At 42.3% G+C, this 19,493-nt stretch carries 17 protein-coding genes; 12 read left to right on the forward strand and 5 right to left on the reverse strand.

Annotation, left to right across the window (positions count from 1 at the left end):
- Window positions 1-65 precede the first annotated feature (65 nt).
- The 8 genes from SHALO_RS04545 to SHALO_RS04580 all read left to right on the forward strand — a co-directional run bounded on the left by SHALO_RS04545 (window position 66) and on the right by SHALO_RS04580 (window position 8,914).
- Window positions 66-704: a Crp/Fnr family transcriptional regulator gene (locus SHALO_RS04545; protein ID WP_069477548.1), complete on the forward strand. Its 639-nt coding sequence runs from the start codon at window positions 66-68 to the stop codon at window positions 702-704.
- A gap of 214 nt (window positions 705-918) precedes the next feature.
- Window positions 919-1,452, forward strand: a complete 534-nt coding sequence (gene nrfH / locus SHALO_RS04550; RefSeq protein ID WP_069477549.1) for a cytochrome c nitrite reductase small subunit — start codon at window positions 919-921, stop codon at window positions 1,450-1,452.
- Between the two features lie 123 nt (window positions 1,453-1,575).
- Window positions 1,576-3,108 carry an ammonia-forming cytochrome c nitrite reductase gene (gene nrfA, locus SHALO_RS04555; RefSeq protein WP_069477550.1) on the forward strand — a complete coding sequence of 511 codons (1,533 nt, stop codon included), beginning with the start codon at window positions 1,576-1,578 and terminating at the stop codon, window positions 3,106-3,108.
- A gap of 95 nt (window positions 3,109-3,203) precedes the next feature.
- Window positions 3,204-5,579 (forward strand): cytochrome c biogenesis protein CcsA, encoded by a 2,376-nt coding sequence (ccsA, locus tag SHALO_RS04560; RefSeq protein ID WP_084010710.1) that lies wholly within the window; start codon window positions 3,204-3,206, stop codon window positions 5,577-5,579.
- A complete protein-coding gene (locus SHALO_RS04565) occupies window positions 5,576-6,226 on the forward strand; it encodes a hypothetical protein (RefSeq protein WP_069477551.1) in 651 nt (216 codons plus the stop codon). The genes ccsA and SHALO_RS04565 overlap by 4 nt, the downstream gene beginning before the upstream one ends.
- A gap of 16 nt (window positions 6,227-6,242) precedes the next feature.
- Complete coding sequence (locus SHALO_RS04570; RefSeq protein ID WP_069477552.1) at window positions 6,243-6,905, forward strand: Crp/Fnr family transcriptional regulator; 663 nt, start codon at window positions 6,243-6,245, stop codon at window positions 6,903-6,905.
- 6 nt (window positions 6,906-6,911) lie between these two features.
- Window positions 6,912-8,291 (forward strand): type IV pili methyl-accepting chemotaxis transducer N-terminal domain-containing protein, encoded by a 1,380-nt coding sequence (locus SHALO_RS04575; protein ID WP_069477553.1) that lies wholly within the window; start codon window positions 6,912-6,914, stop codon window positions 8,289-8,291.
- 56 nt (window positions 8,292-8,347) lie between these two features.
- The gene (locus SHALO_RS04580; protein ID WP_069477554.1) at window positions 8,348-8,914 is read left to right on the forward strand and encodes an RBBP9/YdeN family alpha/beta hydrolase; all 567 of its coding nucleotides are present in this window, start codon (window positions 8,348-8,350) and stop codon (window positions 8,912-8,914) included.
- A 274-nt stretch (window positions 8,915-9,188) separates the two neighbouring features.
- Here SHALO_RS04580 and SHALO_RS04585 read toward each other — a convergent pair whose 3' ends face one another.
- Window positions 9,189-10,460, reverse strand: coding sequence for an ArsS family sensor histidine kinase (locus SHALO_RS04585; RefSeq protein ID WP_069477555.1), 1,272 nt, complete (start codon window positions 10,458-10,460; stop codon window positions 9,189-9,191).
- Entirely contained in the window at window positions 10,453-11,271 is an 819-nt protein-coding gene (locus tag SHALO_RS04590; protein WP_145923229.1) for a response regulator transcription factor, read from the reverse strand. The genes SHALO_RS04585 and SHALO_RS04590 overlap by 8 nt, the downstream gene beginning before the upstream one ends.
- Window positions 11,272-11,770: 499 nt before the next feature.
- Here SHALO_RS04590 and SHALO_RS04595 point away from each other — a divergent pair, with 499 nt between their 5' ends.
- The 4 genes from SHALO_RS04595 to SHALO_RS04610 all read left to right on the forward strand — a co-directional run bounded on the left by SHALO_RS04595 (window position 11,771) and on the right by SHALO_RS04610 (window position 16,084).
- Window positions 11,771-13,072, forward strand: a complete 1,302-nt coding sequence (locus tag SHALO_RS04595; RefSeq protein ID WP_168156743.1) for a metalloid reductase RarA — start codon at window positions 11,771-11,773, stop codon at window positions 13,070-13,072.
- 22 nt (window positions 13,073-13,094) lie between these two features.
- Entirely contained in the window at window positions 13,095-14,858 is a 1,764-nt protein-coding gene (locus SHALO_RS04600; RefSeq protein WP_069477557.1) for an FAD-dependent oxidoreductase, read from the forward strand.
- The gene (locus tag SHALO_RS04605) at window positions 14,855-15,385 is read left to right on the forward strand and encodes a cytochrome c3 family protein (protein ID WP_069477558.1); all 531 of its coding nucleotides are present in this window, start codon (window positions 14,855-14,857) and stop codon (window positions 15,383-15,385) included. Before SHALO_RS04600 ends, SHALO_RS04605 begins: the two co-directional genes overlap by 4 nt.
- Before the next feature lie 285 nt (window positions 15,386-15,670).
- Complete coding sequence (locus tag SHALO_RS04610; protein WP_069477559.1) at window positions 15,671-16,084, forward strand: recombinase family protein; 414 nt, start codon at window positions 15,671-15,673, stop codon at window positions 16,082-16,084.
- A gap of 55 nt (window positions 16,085-16,139) precedes the next feature.
- On the opposite strand, the gene SHALO_RS04615 is transcribed toward SHALO_RS04610, so the two are convergent.
- The 3 genes from SHALO_RS04615 to SHALO_RS04625 all read right to left on the reverse strand — a co-directional run bounded on the left by SHALO_RS04615 (window position 16,140) and on the right by SHALO_RS04625 (window position 19,449).
- Window positions 16,140-16,850, reverse strand: coding sequence for an LrgB family protein (locus tag SHALO_RS04615; RefSeq protein WP_069477560.1), 711 nt, complete (start codon window positions 16,848-16,850; stop codon window positions 16,140-16,142).
- Entirely contained in the window at window positions 16,847-17,194 is a 348-nt protein-coding gene (locus tag SHALO_RS04620; protein ID WP_069477561.1) for a CidA/LrgA family protein, read from the reverse strand. The genes SHALO_RS04615 and SHALO_RS04620 overlap by 4 nt, the downstream gene beginning before the upstream one ends.
- 119 nt (window positions 17,195-17,313) lie before the next feature.
- Complete coding sequence (locus SHALO_RS04625) at window positions 17,314-19,449, reverse strand: tetratricopeptide repeat protein (protein ID WP_084010712.1); 2,136 nt, start codon at window positions 19,447-19,449, stop codon at window positions 17,314-17,316.
- Between the last annotated feature and the right edge of the window lie 44 nt (window positions 19,450-19,493).

The following is a 19,493-nucleotide window of genomic DNA, read 5'->3' on the forward strand; positions in this document are numbered from 1 at the left end:
GTTTAAAGAAAGTTCTAATCATGCTTAAGTTAGGATAGCTCACTTTTATTGAAAGGCTTTATCCCATGGATAGAATTCGAAACGTTTCTTGTTTTTCAAAACTAAACGACGCACAACTTGAAAAGCTTAAGAAGATTTCGGTCATCAAAAAGTTTAGCGCCAAAGAGATTTTGTTTTACGAAGGCGATGCGCCCATTTATCTTTATGTACTGCTTCAAGGAACGCTCAAAGTCTATAAAACCAATCACAAAGGACAACAGATCTTTTTGCACCAGTTTTACCCAGGTGGTTTAGTCGCGGAACTGGCAAATTTTGAGAACATTCCTTACCCTGCAACGGCGGAATTTATGAGTGAGAGTGAAGTGCTTCGCATCGACTACAAGGCGTTGGAGCATGATTTTTTCAAAAATCCTGACATTTCGTTTGAGATTATTAAATCGCTCATTGCAAAGCATAAAATTTTGATTGATGTCATTCAAAAAGAGGTGATTTTAACCGCCGATGCCAAAGTGGCGAAGTTCATCCTCGAAAATGGCGAACTCTTTAAAACGCTTAAAAACACTCAAGTCGCTTCCATTCTCAACCTGACTCCTGAAACACTCTCCCGTACCCTTTCTAAGTTTAAATCTTCAGGATTTATCGAGCTTGATGAAAAGCATCATATTCGCATTCTAGACACGCAGAAACTGGAAGAAGTCCTCTAGCTTTATTTACATTTCATTGACATAGGTCAAGGTTTTTTTTCGCCTTTCTTTATACAATACCCTATAGCTTTCACTAGATTATTACATTCAATTAAAATTAATAATTAGGAGGTTGTGAGTCTTTGGGTACAAGGTGCGATTTTGCCTTGTATTGGGTCGAATAAGGCGTTGTTGCTTTACATGTAAAGCAACACAGAACATCAAAGGAGGAAATGTGAAAAAGAGTAATTTCCTAAAGTACGCGGCACTCTTTGTTTTTGTCGTAGCCATCGGCTTTTTTGCCTACGTGGTTCACGCATCCAAAGCGCTGTCGTATCTCTCCAGTGATCCAAAAGCCTGTATCAACTGTCACGTCATGAATACGCAATATGCGACATGGCAACACAGTTCACATGCACAGAGGGCTGGGTGTATCGATTGTCACTTACCACGCGATAATATGGTTAACAAATACATTGCCAAAGCGCGCGATGGGTATAACCACAGTGTAGCATTTACGTTCAATACGTACAAAAATGCGATTAAAATCAGTGACGATGGTGCGAAGAGAGTTCAGGAGAATTGTATTTCGTGTCATGCAAGTTTAACCTCACAAATGGTTAAAAATGCGGATGCCAATCACAATTATGACGATCCAAGCGTCGCTACGGGTAGACGTTGTTGGGAGTGTCATAAGGGCGTGCCACACGGCAAAGTAAGAGGTCTTACCACGACACCGAATAATTTGGGTGTTAAAGAAGTCCAATAGCTTTATTTTTAAAGCGCAATAAAAAGAGTTCTGCCTCAAAGAGGCAAGCTTTAGTGCATAGCGCAGCGTAGCTTTAAGAGCTTTGCTTTTAAAGCGTGTAAAAATAGAAAAGGAAGGTACAAAATGAATAAGTTCAAAGTATTACTGGTTGGCTCATTGGTTGCTATCGGCGCAATGGCATTGTTAGCTGGCAATATCACCGAAAGAGAAAAACAAAGAGTCGAACTTGCTAAAGCACCAAGCGAGGCAGGCATCGAAGGCAAAGCAAAAAGTGAAGAGTGGGCAAAGTACTATCCACGTCAGTTTGATTCTTGGAAAAAAACCAAAGAGAGCGATAACATTGACGATATGCTCGCTAAAAAACCTTACCTTGCCGTTGCTTGGGCGGGTTATCCGTTTTCAAAAGATTACAATGCACCACGAGGACATTACTACGCGGTACAAGACAATGTAAATTCCCTTAGAACCGGCGCTCCAACCGATGCTAAAACAGGTCCGTTGCCAACAGCATGTTGGACATGTAAATCGCCTGACGTTCCTCGTTTGATCGAAGAAGATGGTGAATTAGAGTATTACACGGGTAAATGGGCAAAATACGGCGCGCAAGTGGTTAACTCAGTCGGTTGTGCAACGTGTCACGATGATAAAACAGCGCAGTTAAGCGTTCGTGTGCCACATCTCAATCGTGGTCTAGCCGCTGCAGGTCTTAAAAGCTTTGAAGAGTCTACGCACCAAGAGAAACGCTCACTTGTTTGTGCACAATGTCACGTAGAGTACTACTTCAAAAAGACAGAGTGGAAAGATGCGAAAGATGTGAACAAAACAGCGATGGTGGTGACCCTTCCATATGCTAAAGGTTTGAGCGTTGAATCGATGGAAAAATACTACGATGAGATCAACTTCTCTGACTGGGTTCATAGCATTTCTAAAACACCAATGATCAAAGCGCAACACCCAGACTGGGAGCTTTGGAGAACGGGTATTCATGGACAAAAAGGTGTTTCATGTGCGGATTGTCACATGCCTTACACACAAGAGGGTTCTGTGAAGTATTCTGATCACCAAATTGGAAATCCACTTAAAAATATGGATAAAAGTTGTATGAACTGCCACAGAGAGAGTGAAGATAAACTCAGAGGCATCGTTCAACAAAAAGTGGAGCGTAAAGACTTTATGATGGACATCGCGTTTGATAATATCGCTAAAGCACACATCGAGACGGGAAAAGCGATGGAAGTGGGTGCAAGTGATGATGAGCTTAAAGAGATCAGAACACTCATTCGTCATGCACAATGGAGAGGCGATATGGCGATTGCAGGTCATGGTGCGTTCTTCCACGCTCCTGAAGAGGTCTTACGCCTTTTAGGATCCGCCAACGAGCAAGCACAACAAGCCCGTCTAAAACTGGTCAGCGTTCTTGCAAAACACGGTGTTATGGACTACGTTGCACCTGATTTTGACACGAAAGACAAAGCGCAAAAAATCGCTAAAGTCGATATGCCAGCATTGATCGCTGAAAAGCTTAAATTTAAAGAAACTCTGGAGAAAGAGTGGAAAAAAGAGGCATCTGCAAAAGGCAGACTCGCTCCAAATTCCGTTGCTCTTGATCCAGCGGTGGACAGCAAATCTTCTTACTTCGATAAAAACAAGAAGTAAACTTCATTCCGAAGAGAGGGAAACCTCTCTTCGTGTATGCTATACTTAAACTGCCAATACCGTGGCATCTTAAGTGTGTTATACAAAGGACAAACGTGTTGCTCAAAGTTTTTGGCTCCTACAAAACAACGCTGATACTGCTCTTCTTTTTAGCCGTGGGCGCTGCGATTGCAACCTTTGTGGAAAATGACTTTGGCACAGCGGTAGCGCGTTATTATGTCTATAATTCTATCTGGTACGAAGTGATTTTAGTTCTTAGTGCGATTAACCTTGCTATAGCCCTTTACCGCTCCAAAATGATTTTACATGTAAGCCGTTTTACCTTTCATGCGGCGTTTATTCTTATTCTTATAGGATCAGGTCTCACGCGTTATTTGGGTGTCGATGGCGTGATGAAAATACGCGAAGGCTCAAGCTCAAATCTCATCTTTAGCAGTGAAAAAAACGCGGAGATCACGTTACCGTTTGCACTGCATCTGAATGACTTTGAGCTAGAACGCTATTACGGCAGTCGCTCACCCTCAGCCTATACCAGCGATGTTCACGTAAGAGATGGCAATACAACGCTCGATGCGCAGATCTACATGAACCATACACTCACCTACAAAGGGTACAAATTTTTCCAAACCTTCTACGATCCCGATGAAAAAGGCACGATTCTCTCGGTCACCAAAGACCCTGGGGTGGAAGTGACCTATGTGGGCTACACGCTGCTTTTTTTAGGGCTTCTTTTAAATTTAGTTGATCCCAAATCGCGCTTTCGTAGGCTCATTTCCGAGGTCAAAAGCAGTTCACTTCTGGTTGTTTTCATGCTGTTGGTTCAAACACCGTTATGGTGCGAGAGCGAGTATGTGCAAACGTATTTGAGTGAGCATCAAGCGAACAGCAAAGAGGTCAGTGACGCGTTTGGAAAACTGGTCGTGCAGTCGCGCATGGGGCGCATGAAGCCTTTTGATACGTTAAGCCAAGAGGTACTGTATAAACTGAGCGGTAAAAATAGCCTGTACGACATGGACGCGATGCAAGTGGCGCTTGGGATGCTCTCACACCCGAGTGTGTGGAAGAATCTGCCGATGATTCAGACCAAAACGCCTAAGCTTCGAGAGTTCATCGGCATTGCGAAAGATCAAAAATTGGCAAGCTTTGAGGACTTTTTTGATGGACATCGCTACAAACTAGACGCAGAGCTTCAAAAAGCGCTTGCGATGAAACCAAGCACACGCGGCACCTTTGAGAATGATTTGATCAAAGTCGATGAGCGCCTGAGCATCGCTTTTATGCTCTACCAAGGAGTCCTCTTTAAAATCTTCCCACTGCCCCATGATGCCAACCACACATGGCTCGCCTTCGAGCAGATGTTTGCGCAATTAGAGGGCGCGGAAGCCGACAAAGTGCAAGAGAGCTCCACCGCATTTATCGAGGCACTGTTTGAACGCAATTACGCCAAAGCACTTTTACATGTAAAGACGTTTTCGCAGTTTCAAAGCAAATATAGTGCTGAAATTATGCCCTCATCCACGCACATTCAGATCGAAATTTTCTACAATAAACTGATGCTTTTTGAGCGTTTAACCTTGGCGTATGTATTTTTAGGTTTGATACTTTTAGTCGTCGCGTTTGGACGCGTTTTTGCGCCTGCTACCTTTACATGTAAACTGGATCGACCGCTCTTTTTTATCGTCGCAACGTTATTTGTCGTGCACACCTGTGGACTCGCACTGCGTTGGTACATCAGTGGTCACGCGCCACTCAGCGATACGTACGAGTCCATCGTTTATATCGCGTGGTCGTGTCTGCTTTTTTGCATGCTCTTTTTGCGCCGTTCGTTGTTTGCCCTTTCAGGCTCGGTGATGATGGCGGGCATCTTTATGTTTGTCGCACACTTGGGGCACATCGACCCTGAGATCACCAATCTTGTGCCCGTTTTAAAATCGTTTTGGCTTAGCGTTCATGTCTCCATCATTACAGCGAGTTATGGCTTTTTGGCACTGGGCTGTGCGTTGGGACTGTTCACGCTGATACTCTTTACATGTAAACGCTCAGCCAAGATCGTTGCCACCATCAAACACCTCACCGCCATCAATGAAATCACCCTGATTTTGGGCTTGAGCCTTTTGGTTATCGGCAACTTTTTAGGCGGTATTTGGGCGAATGAATCGTGGGGGCGTTACTGGGGTTGGGACCCTAAGGAGACGTGGGCGTATATCTCCATTTTGGTCTACGCGATCATTTTACATGTAAGACTGGTGCCACGGTTTTATTCGCACTATCTCTTTGCCGTGCTTTCGCTTTTAGGCTTTGCCTCCATCTTGATGACCTACTTTGGCGTGAACTTTTACTTAGCAGGGATGCACTCCTACGCCACGGGCGATCCTGTGCCAATTCCCATGTGGGTCTATGTCTGCAGTGGGGTAGTTGCAATGTTGATTATAATGTCATATAAAAATAAAAATCTTAAGGAAGAAAAATGAAAAAATTCTCTATTGCTCTTGTGACGCTTGCTTGTAGTTTAGCCCTTCATGCAGGAGATGTCTTTGAAGGCACGGTGGTTGACACACTGAATGGCGGTGGTTACACCTATCTGCAAATTGATGATACAAAGAAAAAATACTGGGTTGCCGTTGAGGGAACGAAAGTTGAAAAAGGGACGGAAGTTCGTTTTACTGAGGAACTTCGTGCCAAAAATTTTGAGAGCAAATCGCTTAACCGCACGTTTGATGAGATCGTTTTTGCCTCGAACCTTCAGTACCGTACACAAGTTCCTGAAAAGGGCAATTTAGCGCTTATTAACGAGCAAGTTAAAGAGTCTCCTTACAAACAAAACGATACTATGAGTGTTAAAGAAGCGTGGGAAAAACGCGCCAGTTTGAAAGATAAAACGATTGCGATTCGAGGTAAGGTTGTCAAAGCGTCTCCCAATATTTTAGGGCAAAATTGGATTCATATTCAAGATGGTACGGGCGAGGGCAGCGACGTAGGGCGTATTGTGTTTACCTCCAAAGAGCTTCCTAAAGTGGGGGACATCGTGACCGCAAAAGGTGTCGTGAGTGTGGATAAAGATTTTGGTTCGGGCTATTTTTACAAGATTATTGTGCAAAATGCTACCTTTAGCAAATAAACCGTAAAGCGTAACGATGACAAACGATCCTTTGGCGCTTATTGCTTCCTTGCCACTGTTTGATTCTCTGCAAAGTGACGATATCCAAAAAATCGCCTCCTTTTGCAGTGTGCGTCACCATAAAGCTGGTGATGTGCTTTTTTATGAAAAAGACACCAAAGATGCGATCTATTACATCATCAAAGGCTCGGTCAAATTTTACAAGGTAGACCGTTTTGATAATGAAATTTTCCTCTACAAACTCTACTCCAACTCCCTTATTTTCAATGTTTCCAAGCTGATTGATAGCTTTTTTATCAGCTGTTACGCGAACGCCGAATTTTTGGAAGACAGCACGGTGCTCTCCATCCAAAGTGAGCCGTTTCGCGCGATGATCTACACCAATCACCGTTTGATGACGAAGATATTGGAAGAGTCGTTTAAGATGATTCAGCAGATGCAGTGTATTATTAGCCGTGATGTTGTGTTTGATGGAACGGCGAAAGTCGCGCACATGCTCGTTAATGAGCTGGAAACGTTTAACCGCCTTAAAAAACATGAAATTGCCTATATGTTGCACATTCAACCTGAGACACTTTCACGTATTTTAAACAAACTCACCCGTAACGGCACGATTGAGATCGAAAAAAACAGCGTTGTGGTCTTGAATATTCAAGAGCTCAAAGAGATTTATGAGTAGGACATTATGATTAAACCAACCACCATTAGCACCAAAATGAAACTCGCAGGCGGACTGCTTTCGTTTGTGATTATTTTCATCATTTCACTCACCGTCATGATGAACCAGATGAGCAAAAAAGACTCCTACATCATCAACATCGCAGGCAAACAGCGCATGCTCTCCCAAAAGATCAGTAAAGAGACCTTTTTCATCGTGCATCGCCATACCAATGACTTCCGCGAGCTCAACACCGCGGTCGGTCTGTTTGAAAGCAGCCTCAAAGACCTTTTGTACGGCAATGATGCCAAAGGCATTTACGCCCCTCAAAATGATCGCATCCAAACCAAACTGGAAGAGGTCATGGCGCTGTGGCTTCCGTTTCGCGTTGAGGTTGAAGCGCTTAAAAGCGGCATCGAAGAGGTGCGCCCAGATATGGAAGTCTTAACGCCTCGCATCGAAAAACTCCTCGTGCTCTCTGACACGGTGGTGCAACGCATGGTGGGAGCGAATCTCAGCAACATTCACATCGATCTTTCAGGTCGTCAACGCATGCTCTCTCAACGTATGGGGCTGTATGTGAATCGTTATTTGCGCTCGGCCAATGCACAAGACTTGCTCGTTTATGCCGATGCCAAGGCACTTTACAACAAAACCATTAAAAGCTTTTTGGATGATGCTGCGGTGAAAAATGCTCCCGAAGTCTACGCCATCGTCAAAGAGAACAACGCGTATTGGGAAGAGTACATGCTCTACTTAGACCATGTCATCGCACTGGAGAGTGAGATCAACAAGCACTTGGCGTTTGTGTATGAAAAAAACGTGCAACTGCTCAATGCAATGGATGAAGCGGTCTGGCTCTACACCGACCACAGCGAAGCCAAAAACGATATGTTTCTCAAATTTCAGTACATCGCGCTTTTGATTGGGCTTATTATCATCGTGTATGCGTTTGTGATGACCAAAGAGATTACGGAACATTTAGAAGGGTTTGTGCAAAAAGCCAAAGAGCTCGCACATGGCGATATAAGTAGTTTTTCGGGGCAAAATGTGACGCTCTCTTCCCACAGCGAAGATGAGCTCAAAGAAGCTTCAACGCACATTTCACTCTTTGTGCAAAAGGTCAATCTCGCGATGAAAGACTCCGAAGATGCGCTCAAAAAAGCAGAAAATGCCGTCTCACAACTCCAGCAACTCGCGGAAGAAGTTGAAGATGTCATCGAAGATATGGGCATTGACGAGAATGCAAAGAAGACGTTTGATAAAAATGTGAACGCGACAGAAGACATCGCCATCCAGTCGGCGGAAAATCTCATCCATGTCAACCGCATGCTTCAAAAGCTGAAAAAAAGCCTTAATGCGATGGTCGAGAGTAGCAACCAAACGGACGAAAAAAAAGAGGTGTAACAATTCATTTAAACTCTTGATGTATCATCATTGAAAAGATTGTATAAGAGGCTTGAATGAAAAAAGTTTACATTATTCATGGCTATTCCGCTTCGTCCAATGACCATTGGTTTCCGTGGTTTGTTGAGAAAGTTCATACCGTGTACGGCATAGAGGTGGCACTGCTACGCATGCCGATGTCCGAAACACCGCAGGTTGAGGCGTGGCTTGAAAAACTTCGCGACAAGATCGGCACGCCGAATAATGAGACGTTTATCATCGCGCACAGTCTAGGCTGTATCACCCTTTTGCGCTACCTTGACGCACTCCCTGAGAGTTTTGCTCTTGGCGGCATGATCTTAGTCTCCCCATTTGATAAACCCCTCGAAATTTTCCCCAACCTTGACGCGTTTGTTGACACCAAACTTGACTACGCCAAACTCTCACGCAACATCCTCCAAAAGCACGTCATTTTCTCTGACAACGATATGTACGTTCCCTCTTTCATCAGTAAAGAACTGGGCATCAAACTCGACAGCGCCCTTCTAGAAATCCCACGTGGCGGACATTTCTTAGGCATTGAAGGCTTTGAAATGTTCCCCGAATTGTATGAGATTTTTAGGCAGATGATTACGAAATATTAATTAGGCTAATTTAGAAGACAGTGGTAGTTTTAATCATTTTAATGAATCTAGTTTATCCATATTCATTGATTTCCAAAAAGAATTTGTAAAACGAAAGTTGCTCCATTGATTAATACCATATTTGTCAATACCTTCTTTGTGATTTGCTGTCCGAATGTCGCCGATTTTTACAATGTCTTAAATCAGTTTTTTGGAATTTCGGCTCGCATTAATAGTTATTAATTTTAGCTGTATCGCCCAAAGCTGCTGTAATAAAAACAATCCTTTTTTAAAATTAATTTATGGAATAAATCAGAAAATTATTTTTACCATCTTCGTACTTGTATTTTAAGGTATGACCATGTTTTTTAAAAATTTGATTTGCTATATAAAGTCCAAGACCCAGCCCTGAATTTGACGCCTCTACCTTTCTGTTAAAAGCCCTTTCAAAATCAAGTCTTTCTGCCTCAAGCTTCTCTCCTATGCTACTTATGCAGACCGTATTTTTATCTATGCTTACAAGAACTTTGCCACTAGAGTATTTTAAAGCATTGTCAATTAAATTTTTAACGCCAGTTGCGTAAAGTTCAAAATCAACCTCTACCGCACTTATTTTGTTGTCCGCTCGCACTTCTATGCGACTCGTATCTTTTAATAAAAGTAGATCTATTGAGTGATCAATGATATCTATGACTCGGTGTTTATTTTTTTTAAATGCCCATTCATTGGATACAAGTTTTTCTACCTTGACGACTTCGCCCAATATTATTTCAAGTCGTATAAAAATTTTTTTTAATATATTTTTAAATTTATCATCTTGTAAGAGCTCAGCTATCACGTCCGCCATAATCCGCCCCTTCATTATCGGGTTGCGAAATTCGTGCAAAATATTGCGTAAAAATAGTGCTCTGGCTTCCTTTAGTGTATATAGTTTTTGCATTGTCGCATTAAATTCGCTGGCGATTTGGCCTATTTCATCATTTGCTTCTATTTTTATCGGTTTAAATTTATCTTTTTCTCCTGTTTCCCTTATCAAATTTTTTAAATTTCTAAGTTTTAGCAGCTTTCTTAAAACGGCTATAAAAAAAGCCATCATTACACTATTTACTATAAACCAAAGTATCCAAATTCTAGGTGAAGAGAGTTCTTTTAAATTTTCTAAAGGCACCCCGTTCCTAATGATACTACTTCTTGATGGGGCAAGCCCTGCCGCAGCCATAATTTGAGATAGCATTTCAGAATCTACAGAAAAAAATCTAGGCACAAAATAAAGCTTTTTATTGTATCTTATCATATCAGCATATGAATCGCTAAAAATTTTCTCACCGTTTTGCCTAATCTCACTAGGGTTAAGGCTACTGTCTTTAAGTCCGATTTGCTCTAGCTGTTGAGTTATATTGCCATCTTCTTGTCCGCGTATGCGCATACCTAACATAAAGCGCTGGTAAGTAAAGTACTCCGCATCTCTTATTTGTCTATTGGATTCGATAAAAAATGCCGAATTTATTGTAATTAGAGCTACAAAAAAGAAAAATGATATTAATTTGACTATAGATATACTACCCATTGATAAATTTATACCCTATACCGCGCACAGAGTGAATAAAGCGTGGATTTTGAGGATCATCTCCAATTTTTTGGCGTAGGCGCCCTATAGCTACATCAATACTTTTTAGTCCACTTTGAAATTTTGACTGACCTAAATGTATCAAAATATCTTCTCTTGGTATAACTATCCCCTCTTTTTCATAAAGGTAGGTAAAAATATCAAATTCCAATTTTGTTGGTGCTATTTCCTCTTTATTCTTTACAATGATACGTCTTTGTTTATCGACTAAAAAAGTTTTGGAGTCATTGCTAACCAGTATCCCTCGGCGTAATATGGACCTTAGCCTAAAAGCAAGTTCTATGGGCTCATACGGCTTTGTCACATAATCATCTGCCCCAAGCTCAAACCCTTTTATCTTATCTAGTGTCTCGGTGCGAGCCGATGATATAATTATAGGTAGCGACAGATAGGTCCGCCTAACATTTTTGCACACTTCAAGACCGTCCATATCGGGCAAGCCCAGATCAAGTACCAATGCATCGAAGGTACTTTTTTCGTTTAAAATTTTAAGTCCTTCAAGCGGATTTGTGGCTATCGTTACGCCAATCTCACTTTTTGCCAAAGCATATTTTAAAAGCTCAGCCAGATCAAGATCGTCTTCTATAAGTAAAATTTCTATCATAGTATCGAAGGTATTTTTTTCGTTTAAAATTTTAAGTCCTTCAAGTGGATTTGTGACTATAGTTATGCCAATCTCACTTTTTGCCAAAGCATATTTTAAAAGCTCAGCCAGATCAAGATCGTCTTCTATAAGTAAAATTTCTACCATACGTAGTGATTATACCGAAATCTTACCAAATTATAAAAATTTAGAACTAAAAAATATTTTTATGTAATGTTACCAAAATGTTACCAAACCTTATCATATTCTAAAAATTTATAACTAAAAAAATATTTTTAGAAATGTTGCCAAAATCTTGCCGTTTTTAATAAGCCTACGCGTTAAAATTATGTTTTTGTTAATAAATCTAAGGAGGATATCAAAAGTTAAGGGGGGAAATTTTTACGTAACGCGGTATTGATCTTTGGCGCTCATAATGATAGCCCGGTGCAACGGGCTTCAAAACAAGTGGCATTATTAAACAAACTGAGCTTACGGCTCTCTTGCAAAATGTGCCCAAAAAAAATTAAAAAGGTTTATGATGTTAACATGTTTTTTGACAAAAGGCAAGTGCAATCTCACTCTTAGTTTCGCTACACTTATGGCTATGGGATTCTGTAGTGTAAATGCTAGCGATAGCCTTGCAGAGGCCTTGAAAGCAAGCACGATGAGTGGAACTGTATTTTCATACTATGATATGGATTCAACTGAGTACTTTCCACCAGCTAGCGCAACAAATAGAATTCGCCAACATATTGGTGGCATTGGCGCTGAGCTCAGATTTTTGACTGGTTTTTACAATGATTTTAGGGTAGGTCTTACAGCTCAGGGCTTAGCAAATTTTGCTCCATCAAGTGCTGCAAAAGATTATTTCGCATACGACTGGAATAGCGAAGGTGCAGCATTATCAGAAGCTTATCTCGAATACAAACGTGACTTCATTGACCTTAAAATCGGTCGTCAGTACTACAACTCAAAATACACTGGACTCGTACCACCACTTGTTGCTACAAACACAGATGTAGGCTACAAAGAGGCATTTGAGGGCGTGAGCACTAGGATAAAGCTTGATAGCATCGATACTGTTATTGGTTTGGCTGACTTTTGGAAATTTGCCGGTAGATCAAGGGCTGTAACAGGCGTATCCAGCGATGATGGTGCACCAGAATTTAAAGATAAAGTTATCATCGGTGGCTTTGGACCTTTTGCTTATAAATTTGATAACATCTTTAACTCATTTGTAACATATAATGGAGTTCCAAGCGTCTCGCTCACGGCTGCTTACGCAAATGTATCGGATCTTGAATATGACAACGTGACAAAGGGTGATATAAACTTTTACTTTGCAGCAGCTGGCTACAAAACGCCTGCGCTTTTTGAAAATGCAATGGTTGGCATAAACGCTATGTATAAAGGTTCAAGAACAACCGGCACTTTAAAAGAGAATTATGACTTTGATGGCAACTACTACACAGGCATGGTGGGACTATATAACGCTTATGGCTTTGATTTTGGATACGCATACTCAACTGTTAGCAAAAATCAAGCTGCACTTCAAGGCATAGGCAACGATTGTGGGGCATTTACAGCCACTCCGATTTATGGTCCATTTTTGTTTATGTCATTTGCGGGTATGGAGTTACATAAGCTTAGCGTAGGCTACGATCTTAGCAATGTAGGCGTTAAGGGTCTTAGGCTAGATGCTGACTACTGGTATGGCGAGCAGCATAACGGCAGCAACGTCCGCGCAGGCGGTTTGCATGGTCAAGCACCTGGCACAAGGATAGATGTAGAGGGATGGGATACACAAGTTACCTACAAAGTCCCTGCGGTCAAAGGCTTAAAGCTATCTGCTATTTATGAAACTATGGATAGAAAACTAAAATACACTAGCGGTGGCTCTGATGGCAAAACGACAGACGAGGAGCTTTGGCTAAGAGTATCTTATGACTTTGACATATTAAAATAAAATTTTAAGAAAGGAGTATAAAATGATAGAAAAAAATGAATTACCACGCCGCACGTTTTTTAAACGTAGTGGTGTGCTCACACTTGGTTCGGTTGCAGCCGGATCGGCACTGCTAACAGGCTGTGAAAACCCAGACAACCACCTTATCCCTCCAAAAAAGGAGGTCTCAAAAGGACCTGAGGTGCCAAAGTGGCTAGGTGTTGAGCCACAAATTTCAGAAAAAGAGATCAAAGGGACACTTGATACTGATGTGCTTATCATCGGTGCTGGCGCCTCTGGGCTCCATGCTGCGCGCGCTGCTAGTGAAAAAGGTGCAAGAGTCATCGTGATAGAAAAAGCTGGTCGATTTCAGGTTAGAAGCGGTCAGTACGGCACTCTTGGAAATAAATATCAAAGACAGGTTGGTATAACATATGATAAGCATGAAGCCATAAACGAGCATTTAAAACAGATGGGATACCGCGCCGATCAACGTGTATGGAACTATTGGGCGGATCACAGCGGCGAGGACTTTGACTGGATGATAGACCTTGCACCTGCGGTGCATTTTATGTTTGAAACTGATACGCAGCTTGATAGAAATAAGATAAATTTGATGCTCATGCACTATCCACTCCCGGCTGCATACGATCGAAGCAAAGAAAATAGTCCAACTTATCCAACCGTTATGACATTTTTGCCTAGTCAAGAGCCAATGATGGAGCTAGTTTATAAAAAGTCTATAGAGCAAGGCACAAAGTATATCTTTAAAACTCGCGCACAAAAACTGCTTCGTGATAAAACCACTGGCAAAATGCAAGGAGTAATCGCACAAGATATGGCTGATGGCTCATATATCAAGATAAATGCTAAATCGGTAATTTTAGCCTCAGGCGATTATATGAATGACCATGAGATGGTAAAAACGTTTGTACCGTATGTGGCAAATTTCTTCTGTCCATTTCCAAACGTGGATTACAAAAACCACCCAACAAACACAGGAGACGGACACAAGCTAGGCTCATGGATAGGTGCAAAGCTAGAAGACGGACCGCACGCACCAGTTGCTCACACTCTTGGCGGACCACTTGGTGTTGATGCGTTTTTGCTTACGAATGCAAAGGGAGAACGCTTTACAAATGAAGATATAAGCGGACAGCAAGTTACCCAGCCAATCTCTCGTCAGCCAGGAGGCTTTGGCTGGCAGGTGTTTGACGCTAAATTTCCAGAGCAAGTTGGGTTTATGGGCGTATCGCACGGTAGTGTAAATCACTGTGTAGCACCAGAGGATAATCCAAAACTTCCACCTGACTGCCAGTGGGCGATAGGCAAAACATCGTATATATCGGTAAAAGATCTTGAAGAGATGCCTGATGTCGTAAAAGCAAACAGCATAGAAGAGCTTGCTAATATGCTCTATCCTGATAACAAAAAGGCACAAATGCAGTTTTTAGCGACTACAAAACGCTATAACGAGCTATGCGACAAGGGTCATGATGATGATTTTGGCAAGACTGCCAAGAGAATGTTCCCAGTTCGCCACGCGCCGTTTTATGCTGGCAAGATGGGTGTGGGTGCAAGCCTAGTTGTCATGGGTGGTTTTACTGTTGAACCAAGTACCGCAAATGTACTCGATACTGACTATAACGAAATTGCAGGACTTTATGCCTGCGGCAATGTTATGGGTGGACGCTTTTTGGGCGATTATCCAGTAGTTTTAGCTGGTACTAGCCATGCAACATGCCTATGCTACGGACGCTTAGCAGGCTATCAGGCTGCGGCAAACGCAAAAGGAAAAAGAGCATGAGTGAGAAAAGAATATATATATTAATAGGACTAGTAGTAGTAGCTGCTATCGTGGGGTTTTTTGCGTTTCATCAGGTAGAAAAAGCTAGCCACAAAGCTGGATTTTGTATCATGTGCCACAACATGCAGCCAGAGTACGACTCTTTTGTAAAGGGAGATATGCTTGCCAAAAAGCATAATGACGCAAATGTAACATGTCATGGTTGTCACGTTCCAACTATAGGAGAGCAACTAAATGAGCTTAAGATGTATGCAACTGGCAACTTTGAGATCCCAACACCACAAAGAGGCTTTACAAACGAGCAGTGCACAGGCTGTCATAAGGTAGATGAGATCAGGAAAAAGACCTCACACTATGGTAAGTCTAACCCACACGAAGGCGCTCATAACAAAGACAATGAAATGCTACAATGTCAGTCATGTCATGCCGTACATCATCCGCAAAAGTTAAACACTTGCACGTCTTGCCACCCGATAGACTGGAAAGTAAATAGTAGCTGGAAGATGCATTTGCTAGATAAAAAATAATCTCTAATCCGCCTTGCTTAGGGCGGATTTATCTCTTTTGCAAATATAAATTTACATTCAAGTTAGGTTAAAAACTTCTAAAGGAGTTTTTAACCTTTATACTTCAAAAAATAGGGGGGCTGGGCTAAACTTTTAACCATCATAGTTTACATGTAAAACATTCTGCAAGTGTAGTTTTCTTTTCTGCAAAATTTCTGACGTAGCGTTCACAAGCGTTTTACATGTAAAAGTTTCATGATGTCCTAAAGAGGAAACTGATCTGGCTACACTTATTAGGACACAGAAATGATAAGATTTCTACATAATAAAAGAGGATTAATAAGATGGTCAACAAAGGTCAGAAATATACTCAAGAGTTTAAAAAGTTTAATTGATCTTGTGGCACATTTAAGCTCAAAGAATATCCATTTCAAAAGCTTAACGGACTCCATTGACACATCAACACTAAGCGGAAGATTCTTTTTTCATGTCATTGCATCTTTAGCTCAAATGGAAAGAGAACTCATTGTTGAGCGAACGAAAGCTGGACTTGCTGCTGCAAAAAAACTGGGAAGAGTTGGTGGAAGAAAAAGAAGTATGACAGATAGCAAACTTGCAAATGCTAAAAAATTATTAGCAGCTGGAGCGCTTCCAAAAGATGTAGCAAAGGATCTAGGGGTTTCAATTGCTACACTCTACAGGTGGATCCCTGCAAGGTAATTTCTCTTAACGTACTATATATTCCGTTTTCTCAGGGGACCCCTTACATGTAAAGCTACAAAAACCCAATCACAATTGGCAATAAAACGGCGATAAACACCCCAATCAACCCCATCGCTAAGGCTGAAAATGCCGCGGCATTTTCGCTGATCTCGAAGGCTCGGGCTGTGCCTACGGCGTGTGAGATGAGTCCGAGGGCGAAGCCTTTGGCGGCGTCGTGTTTGATCTTTAGGAGTTTAAAAATGAACGTACCAAAGAGTGCTCCCAAAAGTCCTGTGATGACGACAAATCCGATGGCTAAAGCGGCATTGGCGCCAATGTCATGCGCGGTGATAAGCGTAATGGGCGCCGTGACCGACTTGGTGGTCATCGAGAGCATCGTGATCTTAGAAGCGCCAAAGAGCCATAAAATGGCAACAGCGCTGAGAATGGTAAAGATGCCGCCAAAAGCGAGCGTGATGAGAATGGGCAGAAAATAGGACTGAATCAATTTGAGATTTTTATACAACGGAAGCGCTAAGGCAACCGTGGCAGGTCCTAGAAAAAAGTGCAAAATGCTGACCGACTCAAAATACTGTTTGTAAGGAATTTGCGCCACGATAAGAATGGGAAGCATGATGACATACGCGATAACAATGGGTTGCAATAGCGCGTGTTTACCTGTTTTTTCGTAAATAATAATCCCGATTTTATAAGCACTTAGGGTGATAATAATCCAGCTTAGAGGCGTATTCATCACATAAGCGATCAGTGCGTCAACGTTCATTTTCTCTCCTTGCGCGAGATCAACACATCCATGAGTTTGACACTAAACGCGAGGGCTAAAAAGGTTCCCACGATCAAGGACGCAAGAATGGCAAAAAGCTCGTTTGAGATCGTCTCAAATTGGGTGATGATGCCTGCGGCGGCAGGAATAATGAAAAGGGGCAAATAGCGCAGTAGCCAAAACACCGAGCTATCAAGGGCTGGAAAACTCCCTTTTCGGAGCATCAAAAAGAGCAAAAGCAAGACCATACCGATGATGGCTCCTGGGATTTTGAGCATAAACAGTTTACTGATGCACTCTCCGACAAATTGGAAGAGTAAAAGGGTCAAGATACCGTGTAGCATAGTTTTCCTAAAGTTTTAAATTAGACAAAAAGTCTATTATACAGAATTTAATTTCGATATAAATCGTTTAGAGAACACATTGAAACCACCACACACACGAAAGCAATGAAAGCGTGAATTTACGCGCGCTTGGCAAGTGTATCTAACGCTTCTTTAACCCTTTGTATCACGCCGTCCCAATCGCCAAAAGCGGTTTGTCTAAAAAGACGAAGCGTGGGATACCAAGGCGAATCCTCTGTGTGCAACATCCATCTCCAGCAGGTATCCAAGCGGTTCAAAAGCCATACGGGCTTTCCCATAGCGGCTGCTAAATGCGCTGTTGACGTATCGACGGATATAATGAGATCCAGTTGAGAAATAAGTCCTGCGGTATCGGCAAAATCATCCACATCATCCATAAAGTTAAAAAGATTATCGCTCTTCCATAGTTCATGGCGGCGCTCTTTGAGTTCACTTTGTGCAGGATCTCCTTTTTGTAACGAGTAGAAATCTATATCGGCTCTGTTTAGTGTAACGATCAGCTCTAGAGGGATGTTTCTGCGATTATTGGCTGTCCACAGCTCGGGTTGATTGGCTCGGAAACCACCGTTCCAAACCACGCCTACCCGTAACGCCCTTTTTTCACCTAATCTCTTTTTCCAAAGATGAATCTGTGCCTGATCCACCTCGATGTAAGGAATGTGATGTGGAATGGTTTCTAAGGTTGTCCCAAACGCATGCGGTAAGCTTAACAATGGAGCGTGGTAATCAAACGCTGGAAGCGGTAAGCCTTTTTCAATGAGGGTACCGACTCCTTGAAGGTTTTGAAGTAACCGCACCAAAGGCTTTTGAACTTCAAAGATGACGTGAGCGCCTTGATGGGCTAATAGCTCAATATACCTGCAAAACTGCACCGTATCGCCCAGTCCTTGCTCACTATGAATCAGTATGGTTTTCCCGCTTAGAGCTTCTTTACCTAGCCACAGAGGCTCTGCAAAAGTACGTTTAAATCTTTTGAGGCTACCTTCTACTCCCCAGCGGTACTCATACCCTTCAAATCCCTCTTTCACTTTACCTAAAAGCAGTAGGGCTAAAGCTTGATTCCAATGGGCATCCGCATGCTGTGGAGCGAGCGATAAGGCTTTTGCATACGCACGAAGCGCCTCGTCAATTGCCCCCTTATCGTAGAGGGCATTGCCAAGATTATTATAAGCATCGACATACTGGGGGTTTAGCGACAAGGCTTTGGTGTATGCCTCTATGGCATCATCAATCTTATCTTGAGATTTCAGTGCTGTTGCAAGGTTATTATAGACACCTGCGTGGTTTGGATTGAGCGATAAGGCTTTGGTGTATGCCTCTATGGCTTGATCTGCATTTCCTTGAGCTTTGAGCGTAACGCCAAGATTGTTATAGGCATCGACATACTGTGGATTGAGCGATAAGGCTTTGGTGAAGGCTTCGATGGCATGCGTGAACTTTTTTTGACTCTGCAATACGTTCCCAAGATTGTAATAGGCATCAGCATAGTGTGGATTGAGGGATAACGTTTTGATAAAGACTTTGATGGCTTGATCCATATGCCCTTTGTGATGTAAGGAAACGCCAAGATTATTATAAGCATCGACATGGTTTGGATTGAGAGAGAGGGCTTTGGTGTATGCTTCGATGGCTTCATCCATTTTATCACTGCTTTGCAGTGCAATTCCAAGGTTGTAATAGAGATCCGCATGGTGTGGACTCAGCGGCACAGCTTTGTGAAATGCTTCGATGGCATCTTGAATTTGATGGTTGTCATACAGCGCCATGCCAAGATGATAATAGGCATCGAAGTAGTTTGGATTGAACGATAGCGCTTTGGTATAAGCCTCTATGGCTTCAGGGATGTTGCCTTTTTCATGCAGGACGTTCCCAAGATTGTGATGAATGACCGCATCGCGTGGACTTAAGGACAAGGCTTTGGTGTATGCCTCTATAGCGTCATCCAGCCTTCCTTGCGCTTTTAGGACAGAACCTAGACTATTATAATAGACGTGATGTTGTTTGATCTGTAGCGCTTGCTGAAGGAGTGTGATGGCTTTATCTCTTTGAGCGCGCGCGTTGTAAATCATCCCTAGAAGGTGCAGTGCATCGGAATGATGGGGCTCTGATGCTAAAATTTTTTCATACAGAGAGAGCGCTTCATCTAGCTTTGAATGCTGATGCAAGTAGAGTGCTTGGTTCATAAGTGCTTCATGGTGCACCTTCTGAGCGGGTGAAACTCTTTTGTGTTTCATTAAAAAGCCTTCATTCGTTTATGAACCCACATTGCTCGTTTAAA

Source organism: Sulfurospirillum halorespirans DSM 13726 (assembly GCF_001723605.1).
Lineage (GTDB): Bacteria > Campylobacterota > Campylobacteria > Campylobacterales > Sulfurospirillaceae > Sulfurospirillum > Sulfurospirillum halorespirans.

Coding starts and splice junctions, on each gene's coding strand:
- SHALO_RS04545 (WP_069477548.1), top strand. CDS start 66: ATGGATAGAATTCGAAACGTTTCTTGTTTTTCAAAACTAAACGACGCA.
- SHALO_RS04620 (WP_069477561.1), bottom strand. CDS start 17,194: ATGCTACACGGTATCTTGACCCTTTTACTCTTCCAATTTGTCGGAGAG.
- nrfA (WP_069477550.1), top strand. CDS start 1,576: ATGAATAAGTTCAAAGTATTACTGGTTGGCTCATTGGTTGCTATCGGC.
- SHALO_RS04605 (WP_069477558.1), top strand. CDS start 14,855: ATGAGTGAGAAAAGAATATATATATTAATAGGACTAGTAGTAGTAGCT.
- SHALO_RS04595 (WP_168156743.1), top strand. CDS start 11,771: ATGAGTGGAACTGTATTTTCATACTATGATATGGATTCAACTGAGTAC.
- SHALO_RS04575 (WP_069477553.1), top strand. CDS start 6,912: ATGATTAAACCAACCACCATTAGCACCAAAATGAAACTCGCAGGCGGA.
- SHALO_RS04585 (WP_069477555.1), bottom strand. CDS start 10,460: ATGGGTAGTATATCTATAGTCAAATTAATATCATTTTTCTTTTTTGTA.
- SHALO_RS04615 (WP_069477560.1), bottom strand. CDS start 16,850: ATGAACGTTGACGCACTGATCGCTTATGTGATGAATACGCCTCTAAGC.
- SHALO_RS04565 (WP_069477551.1), top strand. CDS start 5,576: ATGAAAAAATTCTCTATTGCTCTTGTGACGCTTGCTTGTAGTTTAGCC.
- SHALO_RS04580 (WP_069477554.1), top strand. CDS start 8,348: ATGAAAAAAGTTTACATTATTCATGGCTATTCCGCTTCGTCCAATGAC.
- SHALO_RS04590 (WP_145923229.1), bottom strand. CDS start 11,271: ATGGTAGAAATTTTACTTATAGAAGACGATCTTGATCTGGCTGAGCTT.
- SHALO_RS04600 (WP_069477557.1), top strand. CDS start 13,095: ATGATAGAAAAAAATGAATTACCACGCCGCACGTTTTTTAAACGTAGT.
- SHALO_RS04625 (WP_084010712.1), bottom strand. CDS start 19,449: ATGAAACACAAAAGAGTTTCACCCGCTCAGAAGGTGCACCATGAAGCA.
- SHALO_RS04610 (WP_069477559.1), top strand. CDS start 15,671: ATGATAAGATTTCTACATAATAAAAGAGGATTAATAAGATGGTCAACA.
- SHALO_RS04570 (WP_069477552.1), top strand. CDS start 6,243: ATGACAAACGATCCTTTGGCGCTTATTGCTTCCTTGCCACTGTTTGAT.